Below are 15,826 nucleotides of genomic sequence, written 5' to 3'. Positions count from 1 at the left end.
ATAAGAGTGCTGAAAATTTAATCCGTAGTTATGCATTAATCCATAACTTTTCACCGTCATGCCCACAAACAATAAAAAAGTATGATGGAAAAATTAGCCCTGCCGAAAGACTTAATGAATTTAGATAAACCCCATCCACTTTGAAATCGACAAAAATATTCTATTAATGTCATACCTGTGCAGGCAGGTATCCAGTCGCTGTTCACGAGGGCTGGATTCCCGTCTACACGGGAATGACAAAAACTGTGGTTTTCAACTTAGACGGGGTTTATCATGACAACTGGTTGCATAATTTACTGATAGCCGCCTCCAGGAATGGCTACAGGTGTATCCCACACAAAGCGGTATAATCAGTGCTTTGGGGGTCTGAATGGTTACATCAGTGTTGCATACGCTGATCGGGTTTATACTCTAAATAAAAAAAACCGCAAGGCGCAAGCCTTGCGGTTTTTTTATTTAGAGCGCCCTCAAAAAGTAAGAAATTAAATAAAAACAATAATTTGAAACTTTAGTATCTAATATGTGTAATATTATTTACACACTTGTTACAATTTATGTCATATTAAGCATAATCATTAAAAATAAATAAACATAAATCCACCATCACGGGAGCAACACAGTATATGACTGTGTTTAAGCAGTTTCGTATTCTTATTGTTGATGACAATCCTAATAATTTGTTTACCTTACGTGCCTTGTTAGGAGAACATTTAGAAGGTATTCAAGTCATTGAGGCAAATTCAGGGCAGGCTGCCTTAGGTTGTTTATTGGAAAATCCTATTGATTTAATTTTGCTCGATGTTCAGATGCCAGAAATGGATGGTTTTGAAACAGCTAAATTGATCCACTCTTTCAAATCTACCGCATATATCCCTATTGTTTTCTTAAGTGCTGCTTATAAATCTGAAGAATTTCAACGCAAAGGTTTTGAAGTGGGTGCTGCTGATTATTTGACCAAGCCTATAGATACCCCGCAACTCATCAGCAAAATACGTTTATATTTACGCTTTATTGAACAAGAAAATCAACACAATTTAAAACTTGAACAAAAGGTTGCTGAACGTACTCAAGAATTGCAAGCTGCGCGAGATGAACTTGAACAACGTGTTATTGAACGTACTCAAGAATTACAAGAAATCAATAAAAAATTGATACTCACTAAAGAAGTTGCAGAGCAAGCCAATGTATCTAAAAGCCGTTTTCTGGCTAATATGAGTCATGAATTACGTACACCTTTGAATGCGATTATTGGCTATAGTGAAATGTTATTAGAAGAAGTGATGGATGAAGCAGATGATAAATGTGTAGACGTTGAAGAAATTGAACGCAGCACAGATATTGAACATATTTTAAATTCAGGTAAACATTTGCTGGATTTAATTAATGATGTATTAGATATTTCTAAAATTGAAGCAGGTCGTATGACAGTTTTCTATGAAACTTTTAATATTGTCGATTTGTTAGAAGATATTGTCAGTACTATTTATCCTATGGCAGAAAAAAATAATAATAAATTAAAAATGTATTGTGGTAATCAATTAAAAGAAATGCACAGTGATTTGACTAAGGTACGCCAGGTTCTACTTAATTTGTTAAGCAATGCCTGTAAATTTACACAGGATGGTACAATTTCTATTTATAGCGATATACAGCAAGACCATGAGCAAGATTTTATTGTGTTTCGGATTCAGGATACCGGTATTGGCTTAAATGAAGAACAAAAAGTAAAATTATTTGAACCTTTTATGCAGGCGGATGTGTCAACCATGCGTAAATACGGTGGAACAGGTTTGGGATTAGCAATTACACGGCATTTTACGCAACTACTAGGGGGGAATGTAGAAGTTGAAAGCTTGCCTGAACAAGGCAGTGTGTTTATTGTATATTTTCCTGTACAAGCACCAAAGATTGAAGTTTTGGATGAAAACTAAGCAATGGGAATAAAATGCTAGAAGGATTCTTACAAGCAATAATATAAAAGCATTATCCATTAAGGAGGAGTTATGTCTCAATCAAAAGAAATCCTGTTACAAGTACAACAAAGTCGTCGGGAATTTCTCAAATACAGCGCACTTGGTGTGGTCTTGCCAACGGTGTTGAGTATGCTGCCATCGCCTGTGGGAGGACAAGCGTATGCGCAATCAGAGAAAAATATCAGTGATGACTGGTTAGAAATCAGTAGCAAATACGGCAAGCCGACAGGCGCTTTCGGTAAAATTGGCGAGCCGGTGATTATGACGATTGGTTATCAACCCTATGGCACGATTCACTGGACAGCCAGCGTCAATAAGCAAGCCCAATTGTTGTTGAAATACTTGCCTAAAGGTAGCCGTGTCGTATGGTTTCGTGCCTTGTCGGGGCCGTTAATCAACAATAATATGTTTGCAGGTAAAAATCAGTTTGGTTATATGTCCGACACGCCAGGATTGAGCAATGGCGATAAGGTGCGTGCTGATTTTGTTGCTGCCAGCGGTTATGATTTAGGTGAATTTGGTAGCCTTTGCGTGCCGAATAAGTACTTGGAAAATGGCTCGGTTAAAGACCCCAAAGACTTACAGGATAAACCTGTAGCGACTGCCTTTGGCTCTTTTTCACACCGCCAAATTCTCACCTGGATGCATGAGTTTGGGGTGAAACCCCAATTGATGAATCAATCGATTGATCAACAAATGGCTTCTTTGCGCAGTGGCGCGATTCATGCTGCTGCATTTTGGGAACCCTACCCGTCATGGATGGAAATGAAAGGCATAGCAAAACGCTGGATGACAGGACAAAATATGCCAAATACCAGTCAGCAATATTATCCTGAACTGGATGTAAAAATGTTTCATGATGTTGGTGCAACGCTGGCGATTCACGATTGGTTACGTGAACGCCCTGATGTGATGGCGGCGTATTTGAAATCGGAAGAAGAATGCCGTGATATGATGACCAATGATCCTGATACAGCGGCGTATTTTATTTGGACGGATATCTCTGAAGTACCGCCACCAGTCATCCGCGCCACCATCGATATGATGGTGTGGGATGGGCGCATTAATGGTGAGATGATTAAACATCTGAAAGCCTGTGCACGGCAATGGAAAGCACAAGATATTCTGAAAAATGAGCGCAGCCAAGACCCTGATAAATACGTGGATGAATGGGCTGATGATAGCCTGCTGCATTTGGTGATGAAGCAGTTGGAAGCCGAAGGGCGCTGGACTTCTAATCAGTTGCCTGGTTTCCCCAATCCTCGTGTGCCAGAGCAAATGCAGCGCCAAAGTTGGGAAAAACATAAAGATTTCCGTCCTGAACCAAAATTGTGGAAGCCAACACAAGTCTAAGGGATGAAAATTTAATTACAGCAGAATGGGCTACTAAGGAGCAAGAATTTTATAACTTCAGCAACTTGGCTGGTCTTTTTCTCCATTTTCTGCGTTCCGAAAACAGTTACATAGCTTGCTATGCGCCTGTTTTCAGGCCTTGAAAATTAATAAAAATCCTGCACCCAGTTTCTGTATTTATTTTATCCTCACTCCTAAATTAAATCGGGACAATTCGATAGCATAAACCTTCCAGGTCTTTAAGACCTGGAAGGTTTTATCCCTTGCTACTGCTTAATAATCAGAAAAAATTATGAAAATACGTACACGTTTGTTGGCAACAACCTTAATTATCAGCATCCTGCCTTTGACCTTGGTGGGAGGCTTGAGTTTATGGAAAAGTCGTCAGGCACTTTCCGAACAAACATTTAGTCACCTGCAAAGTGTGCGGCAAATTAAAAAAAGTCAAATCGAAGGCTTTTTTAAGGAACGCCGTGAGGACGTGTTAGTGCTGATGCACATGGTCGCGCTGTTGCGTCAGGATGCTGAGCAAAAATTAAGCTCGGTACAGATGAATAAAATTGCACAATTAGAAGCTTTTTTTCAAGAACGTTTAAGTAATATCGCCGTATTATCACAAGATGAGTGGATCGCTCAGGCCCTGGAGCAATTTGACGGCGCCTTCCAGAATGAAGGCAAGATTGGTGGTTTAGCCTGGAAATCCATTGAAGGTCGGTTGGGGCAGGGGCTGAAAAAAATTCAGCAAGAATATGATTATTTTGACCTGCTGCTGATTTCCAAAGATGCCAATGTGGCATATTCAACCCGTCAAGGTATAGATTTGGGGCAGAACCTAAACACTGTCGTACCTGAAGAAAATGCCTTGCGTCGTGCTTTTAATAAGGGTTTAGAGCAAGTTGCCATTGAAGATTTTGTACCTTATGCCGCTGCTGACAATCAAGCTATTGCCTTTATCAGTGCGCCCCTGTACCGCTTCGGTGAACTTACCGGCGTATTAGTCTTGGCCCTAAGCCTGGATTCCCATGCGCCTGCTTCGGTGAACGGCATTGTGCAACGCAGTGAAGGTTTAGGTGAAACGGGTGAAAGCTTTTTAATTACACACCAACAAGAACAGCACGTTTACCTTAGTGCGCTGACAAGTGCATCGACATTGCCTGATAGGAAAACTGCAAAAAGTATTGATGTGCAGTTGGGCTTGGATAGCGAAACCGGGGTCATGATTAAAATGACATCGGATAAGTTACTCAAGCTAAGTGCATATGCCCCGGTTAAAATCCCCGGTTTGCACTGGGCGTTAGTCAGTCAAATTAATTTGGAAGAAGCCATCACGCCGAAGTTAGGCAAGGAAAAATTAGATTTTTTCAGTCAATATATTGTTCATTATGATTATCATGATTTGGTATTAGTGCATCCTGAAGGACAGATTTTCTATACCGTACTCAAAGAGGATGATTATGGTACGAATCTCTTTGAAGATGAATACAGTGATACGCATTTAGCGACCTTAGTAAAGAAAGTCCATAATAGTGGGAAACTGGGGGTGAGTGATTATGCGTTATACGAACCCAGCAATAACGAACCTGCTGCGTTTATTGCCCAACCTTTGCTGTCTAGTAACGGTGATGTTGAACTCATCGTTGCCTTACAATTGCATGACAACAGCATGGGGGAAATCATGGCAAAACGTACCGGTATGGGCGAACAGGGAGAAAGTTATTTAGTTGGCAGTGATTATTTGATGCGTTCTAATGCATTTCTTGATCCTGAACATCACAGTATTCAGGCATCATTGCATAATCCTGATAAAGGCATAGTCAAAACCCCCAGTGTACAAGCTGCATTAGAGGGTAAAACGGGTGAGCACATCAGCGAAAATTATTTGGGGCAAGCCGTGTTATCCGCCTATACGCCACTGAATATTGCAGGCCAGCGTTGGGCTTTGATTGTGGATATAAACAGGCATGAAGCCCTGGCTGAAGCGCGCAAATTACAAATAATGATTGCTGGTTTGATGCTGATTATTATTTTATTTTGCTGGTGGTTTGCCTCACGCTTTACCACGCAAATTGTCTCCCCGTTGTTACTGGTGCGTAATCAATTGAAATCCTTATCACACGGTGAGCTGCTTGACACTAAGCTGGACTATCAGGGGAATAATGAAATTGCAGAAATTATCACCGCCTCTAAACAACTTGAACACGCTCTGCGTAGTATCATTGTGCAAGCGAACAATATTGCCGCAGGTGATTACAATAATGAAATCAAGCTGCTTTCAGAGAAAGACGAGCTAGGTCAAGCACTGGTGGATATGATCACGACGCTACGTGGCGTGGTGAGGCAGGCAAATTTGATTGCTGAAGGTGATTATTCAAGCGAAGTGCGGGTGTTATCCGATGCTGATCAACTGGGGCTGGCACTGGTAAACATGACCCGCACCTTACGCCAAATGCACGAAGAAAACAGTAGTGCATTGCGTAAACTTGAGCAGGAAAATGCACAGAAAAACCGTCAAGATTGGTTTAAAACAGGGATAAGTCAACTTAGTGAGTGCATGAGTGGGCAGCAAGACATTGCCACCTTAAGTAAAAATATTATCAGTTTCCTTGCTAACTATTTACAGGCGCAAATCGGCACTTTTTATATCTACCAAAGTAACCAGCAAACGCACCAAGGCGCGTTAAAGTTACTCGGTAGTTATGCTTATACCCGCCGTAAAAATATGAGTGGAGAAGTTGTTTTAGGTGAAGGTTTAGTAGGACAAGCCGCGTTGGAAAAACAATTAATCATTATCACGGCTGTCCCTGAAGACTATATGCAAATTCAATCCAGTGTTGGCGAAGCAGTACCAGAAAATCTGGTCATTGTACCTTTCAACTACGAAAATCAACTGGCTGGTGTCTTTGAACTGGGACGCTTCACCGCCTTTAGCGAAGATGAATTAAACTTTTTACAGCAAATTACACAGCCCATTGGTATTGCTGTCAATACCGCAGAATCGCGGCTACAAATGCAGGAATTACTTGAGCAAAGCCGTGCTCAAGCTGAAGAATTACGAACTCAATCAGAAGAACTGCAAAACCAACAAGAGGAACTGCGCCAGAATAATGAAGAACTACAAAGCCAATCGGAAGAATTGAAAACCCAACAAGAGGAACTGCTTCAGGCTAATGACGAACTAGCTGCTCGAAGTCATGATTTAGAACGTCAAAAAGAAGCTATTCGAGAAAAGAATAAAACTTTAGAAAAAACTCAAAAATCGATTCAAGCCAAAGCAGAGGAACTTGAACTTGCGAGTAAATACAAATCTGAATTCCTCGCCAATATGTCACATGAATTACGCACCCCGCTCAATAGTATGCTGATTCTGTCACAAATGTTGATGGAAAATAAAAACAATAATCTCAATGAGCAACAAATTGAATCAGCACAGACCATTCATCATGCAGGGGCAGATTTACTGCAATTGATCAATGACATTTTAGATTTATCCAAAGTTGAGGCGGGCAAAATTGAACTGGTGCCTGAAATCTTCGCAATCGGTAGCTTAATGGAAAACCTGCAACGTAGATTCCAGCCTATTGCAGAAAATAAAGGTCTGAGCTTCAACATCCATTCAGAACTCCCTCCCGATAGTACCTTACATACGGATATACAACGCCTGAGTCAAGTTATCAGTAATTTACTCTCTAATGCTTTCAAGTTCACTGACCAGGGTGGCAGTGTCACCTTGAAAATCAGCCCAAGCACTGAAAATCTATGTAATTTTGCAGTTATTGATACTGGTATTGGTATTTCTACAGCACATCAAAAATCCATTTTTGAAGCCTTCCAGCAAGCGGATGGAACGACCAGTCGGCGTTATGGTGGTACCGGCTTAGGCTTATCGATTTCACGCCAATTAGCCAAATTATTACACGGCAAAATCACGCTACACAGCGTCAAGAACGAAGGCAGTACTTTCACTTTAAGTATTCCCGCGCAAATCACTGCAAATACAGCAAATACAGCAAATACATTGAGTGAATATGAAACCCCAGCCACCCCCAGTCCTGAACAAACTCAACCGAGTCCTGCCAACCCCGTACCAGTAGCTCCCAAACCACTTCCAGATAGTACATCAGCAACACCGAAAAAAATGCAAGCAGTGCAGGTTTGCGATGATGATCGAAAACAATTGCAAGCGGGTGACAAGACTTTATTAATTATTGAGGATGATGATAAATTTTGTCGGATTTTAGTAAATTTAGCGCATCAGCATGACTTCAAAGCCTTGTATGCGCTTGATGGCGAAAGCGGCTTAAATACGGCAAAAGAATACCTGCCCAGCGCCATTGTATTGGATATCGGTTTACCTTTAATTGATGGCTGGACAGTCATGGAAAAACTCAAAGATGATCCCAAAACACGCCATATTCCCGTACATTTTATTTCGGGTAGTGATGAACAAGTTGATGCACGGCGCATGGGTGCGATAGGTTATCTTCTTAAACCCGTGAGCATGAATGGACTTAGCAAAGCTTTTCAAACCATAGAAGGCTTTGTTCAAAAAGAACTCAAACATATTCTTATTATTGCCGATGATACATCGAGTAGTGAAGATATTCTGCAACTCTTACAAAGTGAAGCGGTTCAAATCACACAAGCCCTCAATAGAACCGAAGCTGAAAATTTGCTAACCCAGGCTGAAGTAGATTATGACTGCATTATATTTGATATTAATAATGAACCAGAAACAGGGCTATTATTGCTTAAAGAACTGCGTTTACATGAAGCCGAAGCCACACAATCGATTCCCATAATTATTTATGCTGAGCGTCGCCTCACGAAGAAAGAAGAACTTTTACTCAATGATTGCATGAACCAGTTGGTGGTTAAATCCGTGCGCTCCCCCGAGCATTTGCTGGATGAAGCGGTGCTATTCCTGCACCAAATTGAAAGTCAATTACCCGAAGCACAACGCCAAATCCTCAATCGATTTCATGACAAAGAAGCCATTTTTCAAGGTAAAAAAATTCTTCTGGCAGATGATGACATGCGCAATGTATTTGCGTTAGGCTCAATTTTAGAAGAAAAAGGTATGGAATTGGTATTGGCAAAAAATGGGAAAGAAGCCATTGAGCAACTACATCAAAATTCCAACATAGATTTGATCTTGATGGATCTCATGATGCCTGAAATGGACGGATTTGAAGCCATGCGTCAAATTCGTAGTGACTTGCATTTTCAAAAAGTACCGATCATCGCACTGACTGCGAAAGCAATGAAAAAAGACCGCAGCAAGTGCATCGAACTCGGTGCCAATGATTACTTATCCAAACCCATCAATATGGACAAACTACTCTCGCTGATGCGAGTGTGGTTGTATGGCTAAGATATTAGAGGCGTTTTACAAGCACTAAAAACCCGCGTAACACTGAGTTACGCGGGTTTTTTTATGCTGTTGAACTTAAGCTTTGACTTTTTCAATCAAGGCATAAGCTGAATGGTTATGAATCGACTCAAAATTTTCTGATTCGATGGTATAGCTATCAATCCGCTCATCCTGATTGAGCTTCGCTGCAATATCACGCACCATATCTTCAACAAATTTTGGATTTTCGTAAGCACGCTCAGTGACCGCCTTTTCATCTGGGCGTTTCAGTAGGCCGAATAATTCACAAGAGGCTTCTTTTTCAATAATATCAATTAAATCTTCTATCCAGATAAAACTATTGGTACGCGCAGTGACAGTGACATGCGAGCGTTGGTTATGCGCACCGTATTGGGCAATTTTTTTGGAACAAGGACATAAACTGGTAACAGGAATCACCACTTTAACAGTAATAACCGGTTTATCCCCACAAATTTCGCCAATAAAAGTGACATCATAATCCAACAGGCTTTCTACCTTGGAAACCGGTGCCGATTTATTCACAAAATAAGGGAAGTTCATTTCAATATGACCGGATTTGGCTTCCAGTCGCGCCAACATTTCTGTCAACATGCGTTTGAAAGATTGTACGGTGATTTCATATTCATTTTCGTTGAGAATTTCAACAAAACGTGACATATGCGTACCCTTAAAATTATGCGGCAGGTTCACATACATATTAAAATTGGCTATCGTGTGTTGTTCTTTTCCCGTGCGATCACTGACCAGTACCGGATGTTTAATGTCTTTAATGCCTACTTTATCAATCGGTAAGTGGCGAGTATCTGCCGTATTTTGTACGTCAGGGATGGCGGTGTCGGTCATATCGTTCTCTCCTGAGAATAATCATTAAAATAAAAAGGGTTTTGTCGCATTTAAAATGTTGTTTGAGGGGGAGACTTAATCAACGTCCGGTATTATGCGCTCAATGGCTGCACAAATACCTGGTGCATCCAGTCCGGCTTCTGCCAGCAAAGATGCCTGTGAACCATGATCCTGGAAATAATCAGGTAAGCCCAGATTTAATACGGGTGTATTTAAGTTTTGCTGGTGCAGATATTCATTCACGGCACTACCCGCACCGCCCATGATAGCGTTTTCTTCAATAGTGACCAGCAGTTCATAACGATTTGCCAGAGTTTTTAATAAGTCTTCATCCAAGGGTTTGACAAAGCGCATATTAACAACACTGGCATTTAATTGCTGTGCGGCGTCTAAAGCCACTGTCAACAGGCTGCCAAACACCAATAGGACTACTTTACTGTCGCTATCACCGGGCAGACAGACATCCGCCTTACCTATAGGCAGAGGGTTCAGCGTGGGTTCGATGGTCACACCAGCCCCGCTGCCACGCGGGTAGCGCACGGCTGCTGCGCCTGGGTGCAGGAACCCCGTGGTCAGTAGTTTGCGACATTCATCTTCATTCGCTGGTGTCATGATCACTATGTTAGGTATACAGCGCAAATAACTCAAGTCAAAGCTACCTGCGTGGGTTGGCCCGTCAGCACCCACTAAACCGGCGCGATCAATGGCAAACAATACGGGTAAATCCTGCAATACCACATCATGAATTAATTGATCATAAGCACGCTGCAAAAATGTGGAATAAATGGCAACAACAGGTTTTAAGCCTTCGCAGGCCATGCCCGCAGCCAATGTTACGCTATGTTGTTCAGCAATACCGACATCAAAATAGCGCTCAGGAAACTGACGGGAAAAGCGTACCATGCCCGAACCTTCGCTCATAGCTGGAGTGATGCCAATTAAACGCTGATCCCGCGCCGCCATATCACACAGCCAGTCACCAAAAACCTGGGCATAGGTAGGGGCAGTACTGGTTTTTACCGACATTTCCCCGGTATGTTGATCAAATGCGCTGACCCCGTGATAGCTGCAAGGATCGGCTTCGGCTGGGGGATAACCCTTGCCTTTGCGGGTAATCACATGCAAAAACTGTGGGCCTTCGAGTTCATGGATGTTTTTTAAGACTGATAATAATGCCGGTAAGTCGTGTCCATCTACCGGGCCGATATAATTAAACCCAAATTCTTCAAACAAAGTACCGGCAACCAACATGCCTTTCATATATTCTTCGGTACGCTGGGCTAATTTCATCAGTGGCAGCGGTGCATGGCTTAATAATTTTTTGCCCCCTTCCCGTACACCGGTATAAAAACCACCGGAAAGAATTTCAGCCAGGTGATTTTTCAGCGCACCGACATTGGGCGAAATCGACATGTTGTTATCATTGAGAATGACCAGCATATTGGCACCCAAATCACCGGCATGATTCAGTGCTTCAAAGGCCATGCCTGCGGTCATCGCGCCATCACCAATAATGGCGATGGATTTACGGTGGCTGCCCACTTGTCTGGCGGCAATTGCCATGCCCAGGGCGGCGCTGATAGAGGTACTGGAATGACCAACGCCAAAGCTGTCATAAGGACTTTCGCTACGCTTGGGGAAGCCTGCCAGACCTTCATTTTGACGAATGGTTTTGATCGCGTCCCGGCGTCCGGTCAGAATCTTATGCGGATAAGCCTGATGGCCGACATCCCAGATTAAACGATCCTCCGGGGTGTTAAACACATAATGCAGGGCAACAGTCAATTCAATCACCCCAAGATTGGAGGAAAAATGACCGCCGGACTCGCTCAAACAGGCAATCAGAAAATTTCGCAGTTCCATTGCCAGTTGCGGTAAATCCGCTTCCGGCAGACGGCGTAAATCCTGGGGAAAATGGATTTGATCCAGTAGTGGCGTTGTTGAGGTATTGATGCTCATGTTAGCAACTTGTTTAACCTGAGTTCAGTATGAGCTTCTTTTAGCGCTAAAGACGCTGAAAACTGCTAAGCTCTTGAGAGTGGATACTGCTGAATTTCATCGTTTTTTCTTATTTTATTAAAAATAATCTTACGTTGAATTCAGGTTATTTACGCCATTGATCGGTTTCTTCCAGACTCAACCTGCGTGCTTCACCTTCTATTAATACCGGAATTTGATCGCGAACGGGATAGGCCAGTCTGGCCTCGACGCTGATAAGTTCCTGCTTGTTTTTATCGTATTGCAAAGGTGCTTTGGTCACGGGGCAAGCGATGATTTCAAGTAATTTTTTATCCATGACGGGAATTCCTGGGATTGTGAAGTGATGCCAAAACTGTTTTGATAAAATGATCGGGTAAGCGAATCTCTAAAGGTACAAACCAAAAAGCAGCAGACGCAAAAGTCTGACATTTTACCGCATCTTTTTCTGTCATCAAAATCGGGAAATCATCAGCGAAGTCTAAATCAGCTTTTTGATACTGATAATGATCCGGGAAAGCATGGGTAATGAGCTGTATACCAGCCGCACTTAAGCAAGTAAAAAAATCCTGTGGTTGGGCAATACCCGCAACAGCATGTACGGTTTTTCCAGAAAAATCACTTAATTGGCAGGTTTTTTGTCCATTCAGCAAGGCGTGGGCATCTCCAAGCAAACGCTGTGCCGACCACTCGCCAGCATGGGCCGTTTTATTATTCGTTTCACCAACTACAATAAAATCCACCTGGCTGGTGCGCTGCATAGGCTCCCGCAATGGCCCGGCAGGCAGGCAGCGTTGGTTGCCATAACGTCGATGACCATTCAACATCAAAATTTCAATATCCCGCCGCAAGGGGTAATGCTGTAAACCATCATCGCTGATTAATATATCGCAAGGATAGGATGCCAGTAAATAAGAAACCGCAACTGGACGATTCGGCCCGACAACTAGCGGACAATTGGTGCGTTGCGCCATTAATACCGGTTCATCGCCAACCAGATGCGGATCGCTGCTTGCGCTGACTGTTTGTGGCCAGGTTTGAGATTGACCGCCATAACCCCGGCTGATAATACCGGGTGTATAACCTTGTTTTTGTAATTGTTGAGTCAGCCAGACAACCATCGGTGTTTTGCCACCGCCACCGACAGTGAGATTACCGACAACAATAATCGGAACAGCAGCTTGATGACTGCGCAAATAAGCTTTTTGGTATAAAAAACGTCGCAATTTCACCAATGTGCAAAATAACCAGCTCAGCGGCAATAACAAAACAGATAAAGGGTGTTTGGCTTGATACCAGATTCGGTTCGGGTGCCAGAAAGGCTCAGGCATTTGCTTTCTCGTTAATCCTGTTTTGCCTGATTGACCGCCTGAATACCCTTATGCGGGATAAACAAACCAAAACCCTGTTTGCGGCCTTGACCTAAGCCTGCCTGTTGTAAACGGATGGCATCTTCAAAGCTTAAATCAGCCAGCATCAGGCTGCGGGTAAATACCGTGCCTTGCCGTGTTTGAAATTGGTGTCCACGCCCCGGCATCAGTTTACGACAATTGATTTCCAGGCGCTTAATTTCAGCCATTGCCGTTTTCAGAAAATCTTCATCACTATCCTGCTCGTTAGATAAGACGTAACGGGAAAATAAGATGTCCGTTTTTGCCAGTGGTTTTTCCCTGGCCTTGCCAATCTGTAAAATATGACCGGCAATATCCAGGGCTTCCCCGCTTAAGGCCTGCGCCTGTTGTAAATGGCTGCGCGGCAGGCGCAAGGTTAAGCGGGTGCGACGTGACACATACAACACTGCATCAGAAGCTTCCGGGCGTATCCAGCCATTGCCGGAAGCCGCGCCGTGAATCAAATGCAAGCCACTTTGTTCTAATGCTTCAAACCAGGGTAGCAATCCCTGTATTGCGCTGGATAGCGCATAACTGTGATCCAAAGGCAGACTTTTGCATTCAATATTAAATACCAGATCCACCACATCATCAGCCAGTTTAACGGGTACTTCCGGTTCATCTTCTTCCCACATCATAATGCTGTACCTCTTATGCTGCCTCATCTTCAGGCAATAAATTACGCAGTTGATCACGCTCAAACCACCAGTCGTCCTGCACCAGCACTTCAATCACCTGACGCAAGCGACCTAAAAAGGCTTCCGGCATGTCCAGTTCCAGGCGTGAAATCCAGGCATCAAAACTGCCTTGGTCTTCAATATTACTGTGTCTGCGCGCAACCTTGCCCAATAATTGATTGGTAAAAAACTGCATTTTTTCACGGGTCTTGCCTTCACTGCGCAAATCGGCAATATAACAGGCTGTTGCCGCTGCAACCGCGCCACCATCAGAATCATTCGGGGTTTCATCCACGATATGCTCAAGCATGACGATACTCAGTTCGGGGTCCATAGGGAAAGTTACCGCCAGCCATACACCTTGACCTAAAGCAGGCAGGGAACCGGGTTGTTCGCTTTGAAACAGGATATTACACGCCCCAACTGCCGCTTCCCAGTGCTGCTGCTGCAAAAATGTATCAAATGCTGTTTTTGCATGTACCCAGGCATCCTGATTTTGTTCCAGCGTAATGTTGGCATGAGCAATTTCCAGCAATAAATAAGCGCGCTCTAAGGCATCGCCATTTTGCTCAAGCGTTTGTAATTGCGCCGTTAGCTCCTGTAAATGCGATTGCACCAGGGCTTTTGATTCTTGTTCGTCAGCCATGTCCGCGCTGATAGCGGGTTGTTCATTTAAGTGATTCATATTAATAAAAAGCTGCTTCCAGGCGATCTTCCCAGTTTTCCGGGGTATCTTGAAAAGGGGGTTTCACGTCAATACGGAAAAACCGTTCATTTTTTTTGACCTTATCAATGAGTGCCAGGAGCTCGTCAAAATTCTCCAGTTCATGATGTTGAATGAGTAACTCGCTAAGGTATAACATTAAACCTCTCTTTATGTGGCCTGTAAATAAAGTGTGGTGAGTAAAATAAATAGTGCTTTTTAGTGCCGTGTACGTTCTGGATTTTAGCGATTTAAGCACAAAATGCTTATGTCAAATTCAGGTTATTTAAAGTCTGTGAATGCCATTATTTAGCGCTTTGCAAGTATGCCAAAAAGCACAGCTAAAATTTCTTTAGTATCTTGAGGAAATCTAAATAAGTTGATGTCTTTAATAATTATTTGTTCTTGCCTTTTCAAGATACAAAATCGCCAGACTTCACCAATGGTTATCGCACCATACAATATCTCTGGTGTATCATTATCTTCATACGCATCCAGGGCAATGAGTTCAGCAGCCAATTGATTAAAGCCTCTATCCAAATCACCTTTTTTAGCTTCAATAACAATCAGCTCTTGTTGTGAGCGAATTAAATAATCAATAACACCATTGAGTTTGTCATTAATATCAATCGGGTATTCAATGTTTAATTTTGCATCAATATCTAAAATCACTTCATGTAAAAGCGGCGCGATCATAAATTCCCGCTTGGCAATTTCTGAATTTACGGTGATTTTAGGTAGCAGCTTATAATAAAAGTTTTTTAATTTATCAACCGTATTTTGGTTTATATCCTTTGCCAGGGAAAAGTGTATTGCTTCAAAATCCAGTCGATACCCCAATTCGGCAATAATTTCTTCAGCAGGGTTACTCATATTAAAGTAATCGCTGAATGAATAGCGTTTATCCTGAGTAAAAATTGACTTGCTCATCATCTGAAACCTTTTAGGGTCTTGCTCACTCATTAAACCATCAACATCTCCCACGGAGGCACGAAGGAGGTATAAAAAATTACCGAAACTCACGCAACCAGCCGAGCAAAATACCGTGCTCGATACATCAAGCCTTGCGACTGGGTTTCCTGGTCAAACCTTCATTTGCCTGCATTTTGTAACGGAATATGTAGGCGCAATCACTGTGAAACAAGTCTATTAAAAACTGACATGCGGCATCATCGGCACAAAGATTATGCTCCAGTCGCTCCAAGCCAAACTGTAAACCCAAGGCGTGAATACTTGCCTTGTCTACGGTTTTGCTTTGCTCAACGCGGTATAATGCCGTACCAGTTTTGCGCAGGCTTTATAATATGACAGCATGTTCCGCCGGGCTTAACTGCGCAGGATTGTCTACCTTAAATAACAATTACGCGGCTTGCTGCGGGTAATTTTCCAGTTTTTATTTTCCATGCACAAGGTTAAAACCTTCGCCTTTCAGGCGAACAGATTTATCTCTAATGTTTAACGGTAAAACTTAAAATATGGGTTTTAGCGCTAACACCCCAAAGGGGTATTTTAATATA

The 15,826-nt window shown here is 42.6% G+C and carries 11 protein-coding genes; 3 read left to right on the top strand and 8 right to left on the bottom strand.

Annotation, left to right across the window (positions count from 1 at the left end; translation table 11 throughout):
- Nucleotides 1-623: 623 nt before the first annotated feature.
- The 3 genes from QUF61_RS17320 (at nucleotide 624) to QUF61_RS17310 (ending at nucleotide 8,697) form a co-directional block, all read left to right on the top strand.
- The gene (locus QUF61_RS17320; RefSeq protein WP_289682828.1) at nucleotides 624-1,931 is read left to right on the top strand and encodes an ATP-binding response regulator; all 1,308 of its coding nucleotides are present in this window, start codon (nucleotides 624-626) and stop codon (nucleotides 1,929-1,931) included.
- 72 nt (nucleotides 1,932-2,003) lie between these two features.
- Nucleotides 2,004-3,326: a type 2 periplasmic-binding domain-containing protein gene (locus tag QUF61_RS17315; protein ID WP_103918833.1), complete on the top strand. Its 1,323-nt coding sequence runs from the start codon at nucleotides 2,004-2,006 to the stop codon at nucleotides 3,324-3,326.
- Between the two features lie 292 nt (nucleotides 3,327-3,618).
- Nucleotides 3,619-8,697, top strand: coding sequence for a response regulator (locus QUF61_RS17310; protein ID WP_289682827.1), 5,079 nt, complete (start codon nucleotides 3,619-3,621; stop codon nucleotides 8,695-8,697).
- A 75-nt stretch (nucleotides 8,698-8,772) separates the two neighbouring features.
- Here the strand turns inward: QUF61_RS17310 and folE2 are convergent, their stop codons facing one another.
- The 8 genes from folE2 to QUF61_RS17270 all read right to left on the bottom strand — a co-directional run bounded on the left by folE2 (nucleotide 8,773) and on the right by QUF61_RS17270 (nucleotide 15,272).
- The gene (folE2, locus tag QUF61_RS17305; RefSeq protein ID WP_103920042.1) at nucleotides 8,773-9,561 is read right to left on the bottom strand and encodes a GTP cyclohydrolase FolE2; all 789 of its coding nucleotides are present in this window, start codon (nucleotides 9,559-9,561) and stop codon (nucleotides 8,773-8,775) included.
- Nucleotides 9,562-9,636: 75 nt separating this feature from the next.
- Nucleotides 9,637-11,520, bottom strand: a complete 1,884-nt coding sequence (gene dxs, locus QUF61_RS17300; RefSeq protein WP_289682826.1) for a 1-deoxy-D-xylulose-5-phosphate synthase — start codon at nucleotides 11,518-11,520, stop codon at nucleotides 9,637-9,639.
- Nucleotides 11,521-11,665: 145 nt separating this feature from the next.
- Nucleotides 11,666-11,857, bottom strand: coding sequence for a Trm112 family protein (locus QUF61_RS17295; RefSeq protein ID WP_103920040.1), 192 nt, complete (start codon nucleotides 11,855-11,857; stop codon nucleotides 11,666-11,668).
- Nucleotides 11,850-12,869 (bottom strand): tetraacyldisaccharide 4'-kinase, encoded by a 1,020-nt coding sequence (lpxK, locus tag QUF61_RS17290; RefSeq protein WP_289682825.1) that lies wholly within the window; start codon nucleotides 12,867-12,869, stop codon nucleotides 11,850-11,852. The genes QUF61_RS17295 and lpxK overlap by 8 nt, the downstream gene beginning before the upstream one ends.
- A gap of 11 nt (nucleotides 12,870-12,880) precedes the next feature.
- The gene (cas6, locus tag QUF61_RS17285; RefSeq protein ID WP_289682824.1) at nucleotides 12,881-13,567 is read right to left on the bottom strand and encodes a type I-MYXAN CRISPR-associated protein Cas6/Cmx6; all 687 of its coding nucleotides are present in this window, start codon (nucleotides 13,565-13,567) and stop codon (nucleotides 12,881-12,883) included.
- 13 nt (nucleotides 13,568-13,580) lie between these two features.
- On the bottom strand, nucleotides 13,581-14,291 hold the full coding sequence (locus QUF61_RS17280; protein WP_103920037.1) for a hypothetical protein: 711 nt from the start codon (nucleotides 14,289-14,291) through the stop codon (nucleotides 13,581-13,583).
- A gap of 1 nt (nucleotide 14,292) precedes the next feature.
- Entirely contained in the window at nucleotides 14,293-14,469 is a 177-nt protein-coding gene (locus tag QUF61_RS17275; RefSeq protein ID WP_103920036.1) for a sulfur relay protein DsrC, read from the bottom strand.
- A gap of 149 nt (nucleotides 14,470-14,618) precedes the next feature.
- Nucleotides 14,619-15,272 (bottom strand): PD-(D/E)XK nuclease family protein, encoded by a 654-nt coding sequence (locus QUF61_RS17270; protein ID WP_289682823.1) that lies wholly within the window; start codon nucleotides 15,270-15,272, stop codon nucleotides 14,619-14,621.
- Between the last annotated feature and the right edge of the window lie 554 nt (nucleotides 15,273-15,826).

The sequence above is a fragment of the Candidatus Venteria ishoeyi genome (assembly GCF_030378065.1).
Classification (GTDB): Bacteria; Pseudomonadota; Gammaproteobacteria; order Beggiatoales; family Beggiatoaceae; genus Venteria; species Venteria ishoeyi.
This window is presented reverse-complemented; position numbering and strand designations above follow the sequence as displayed.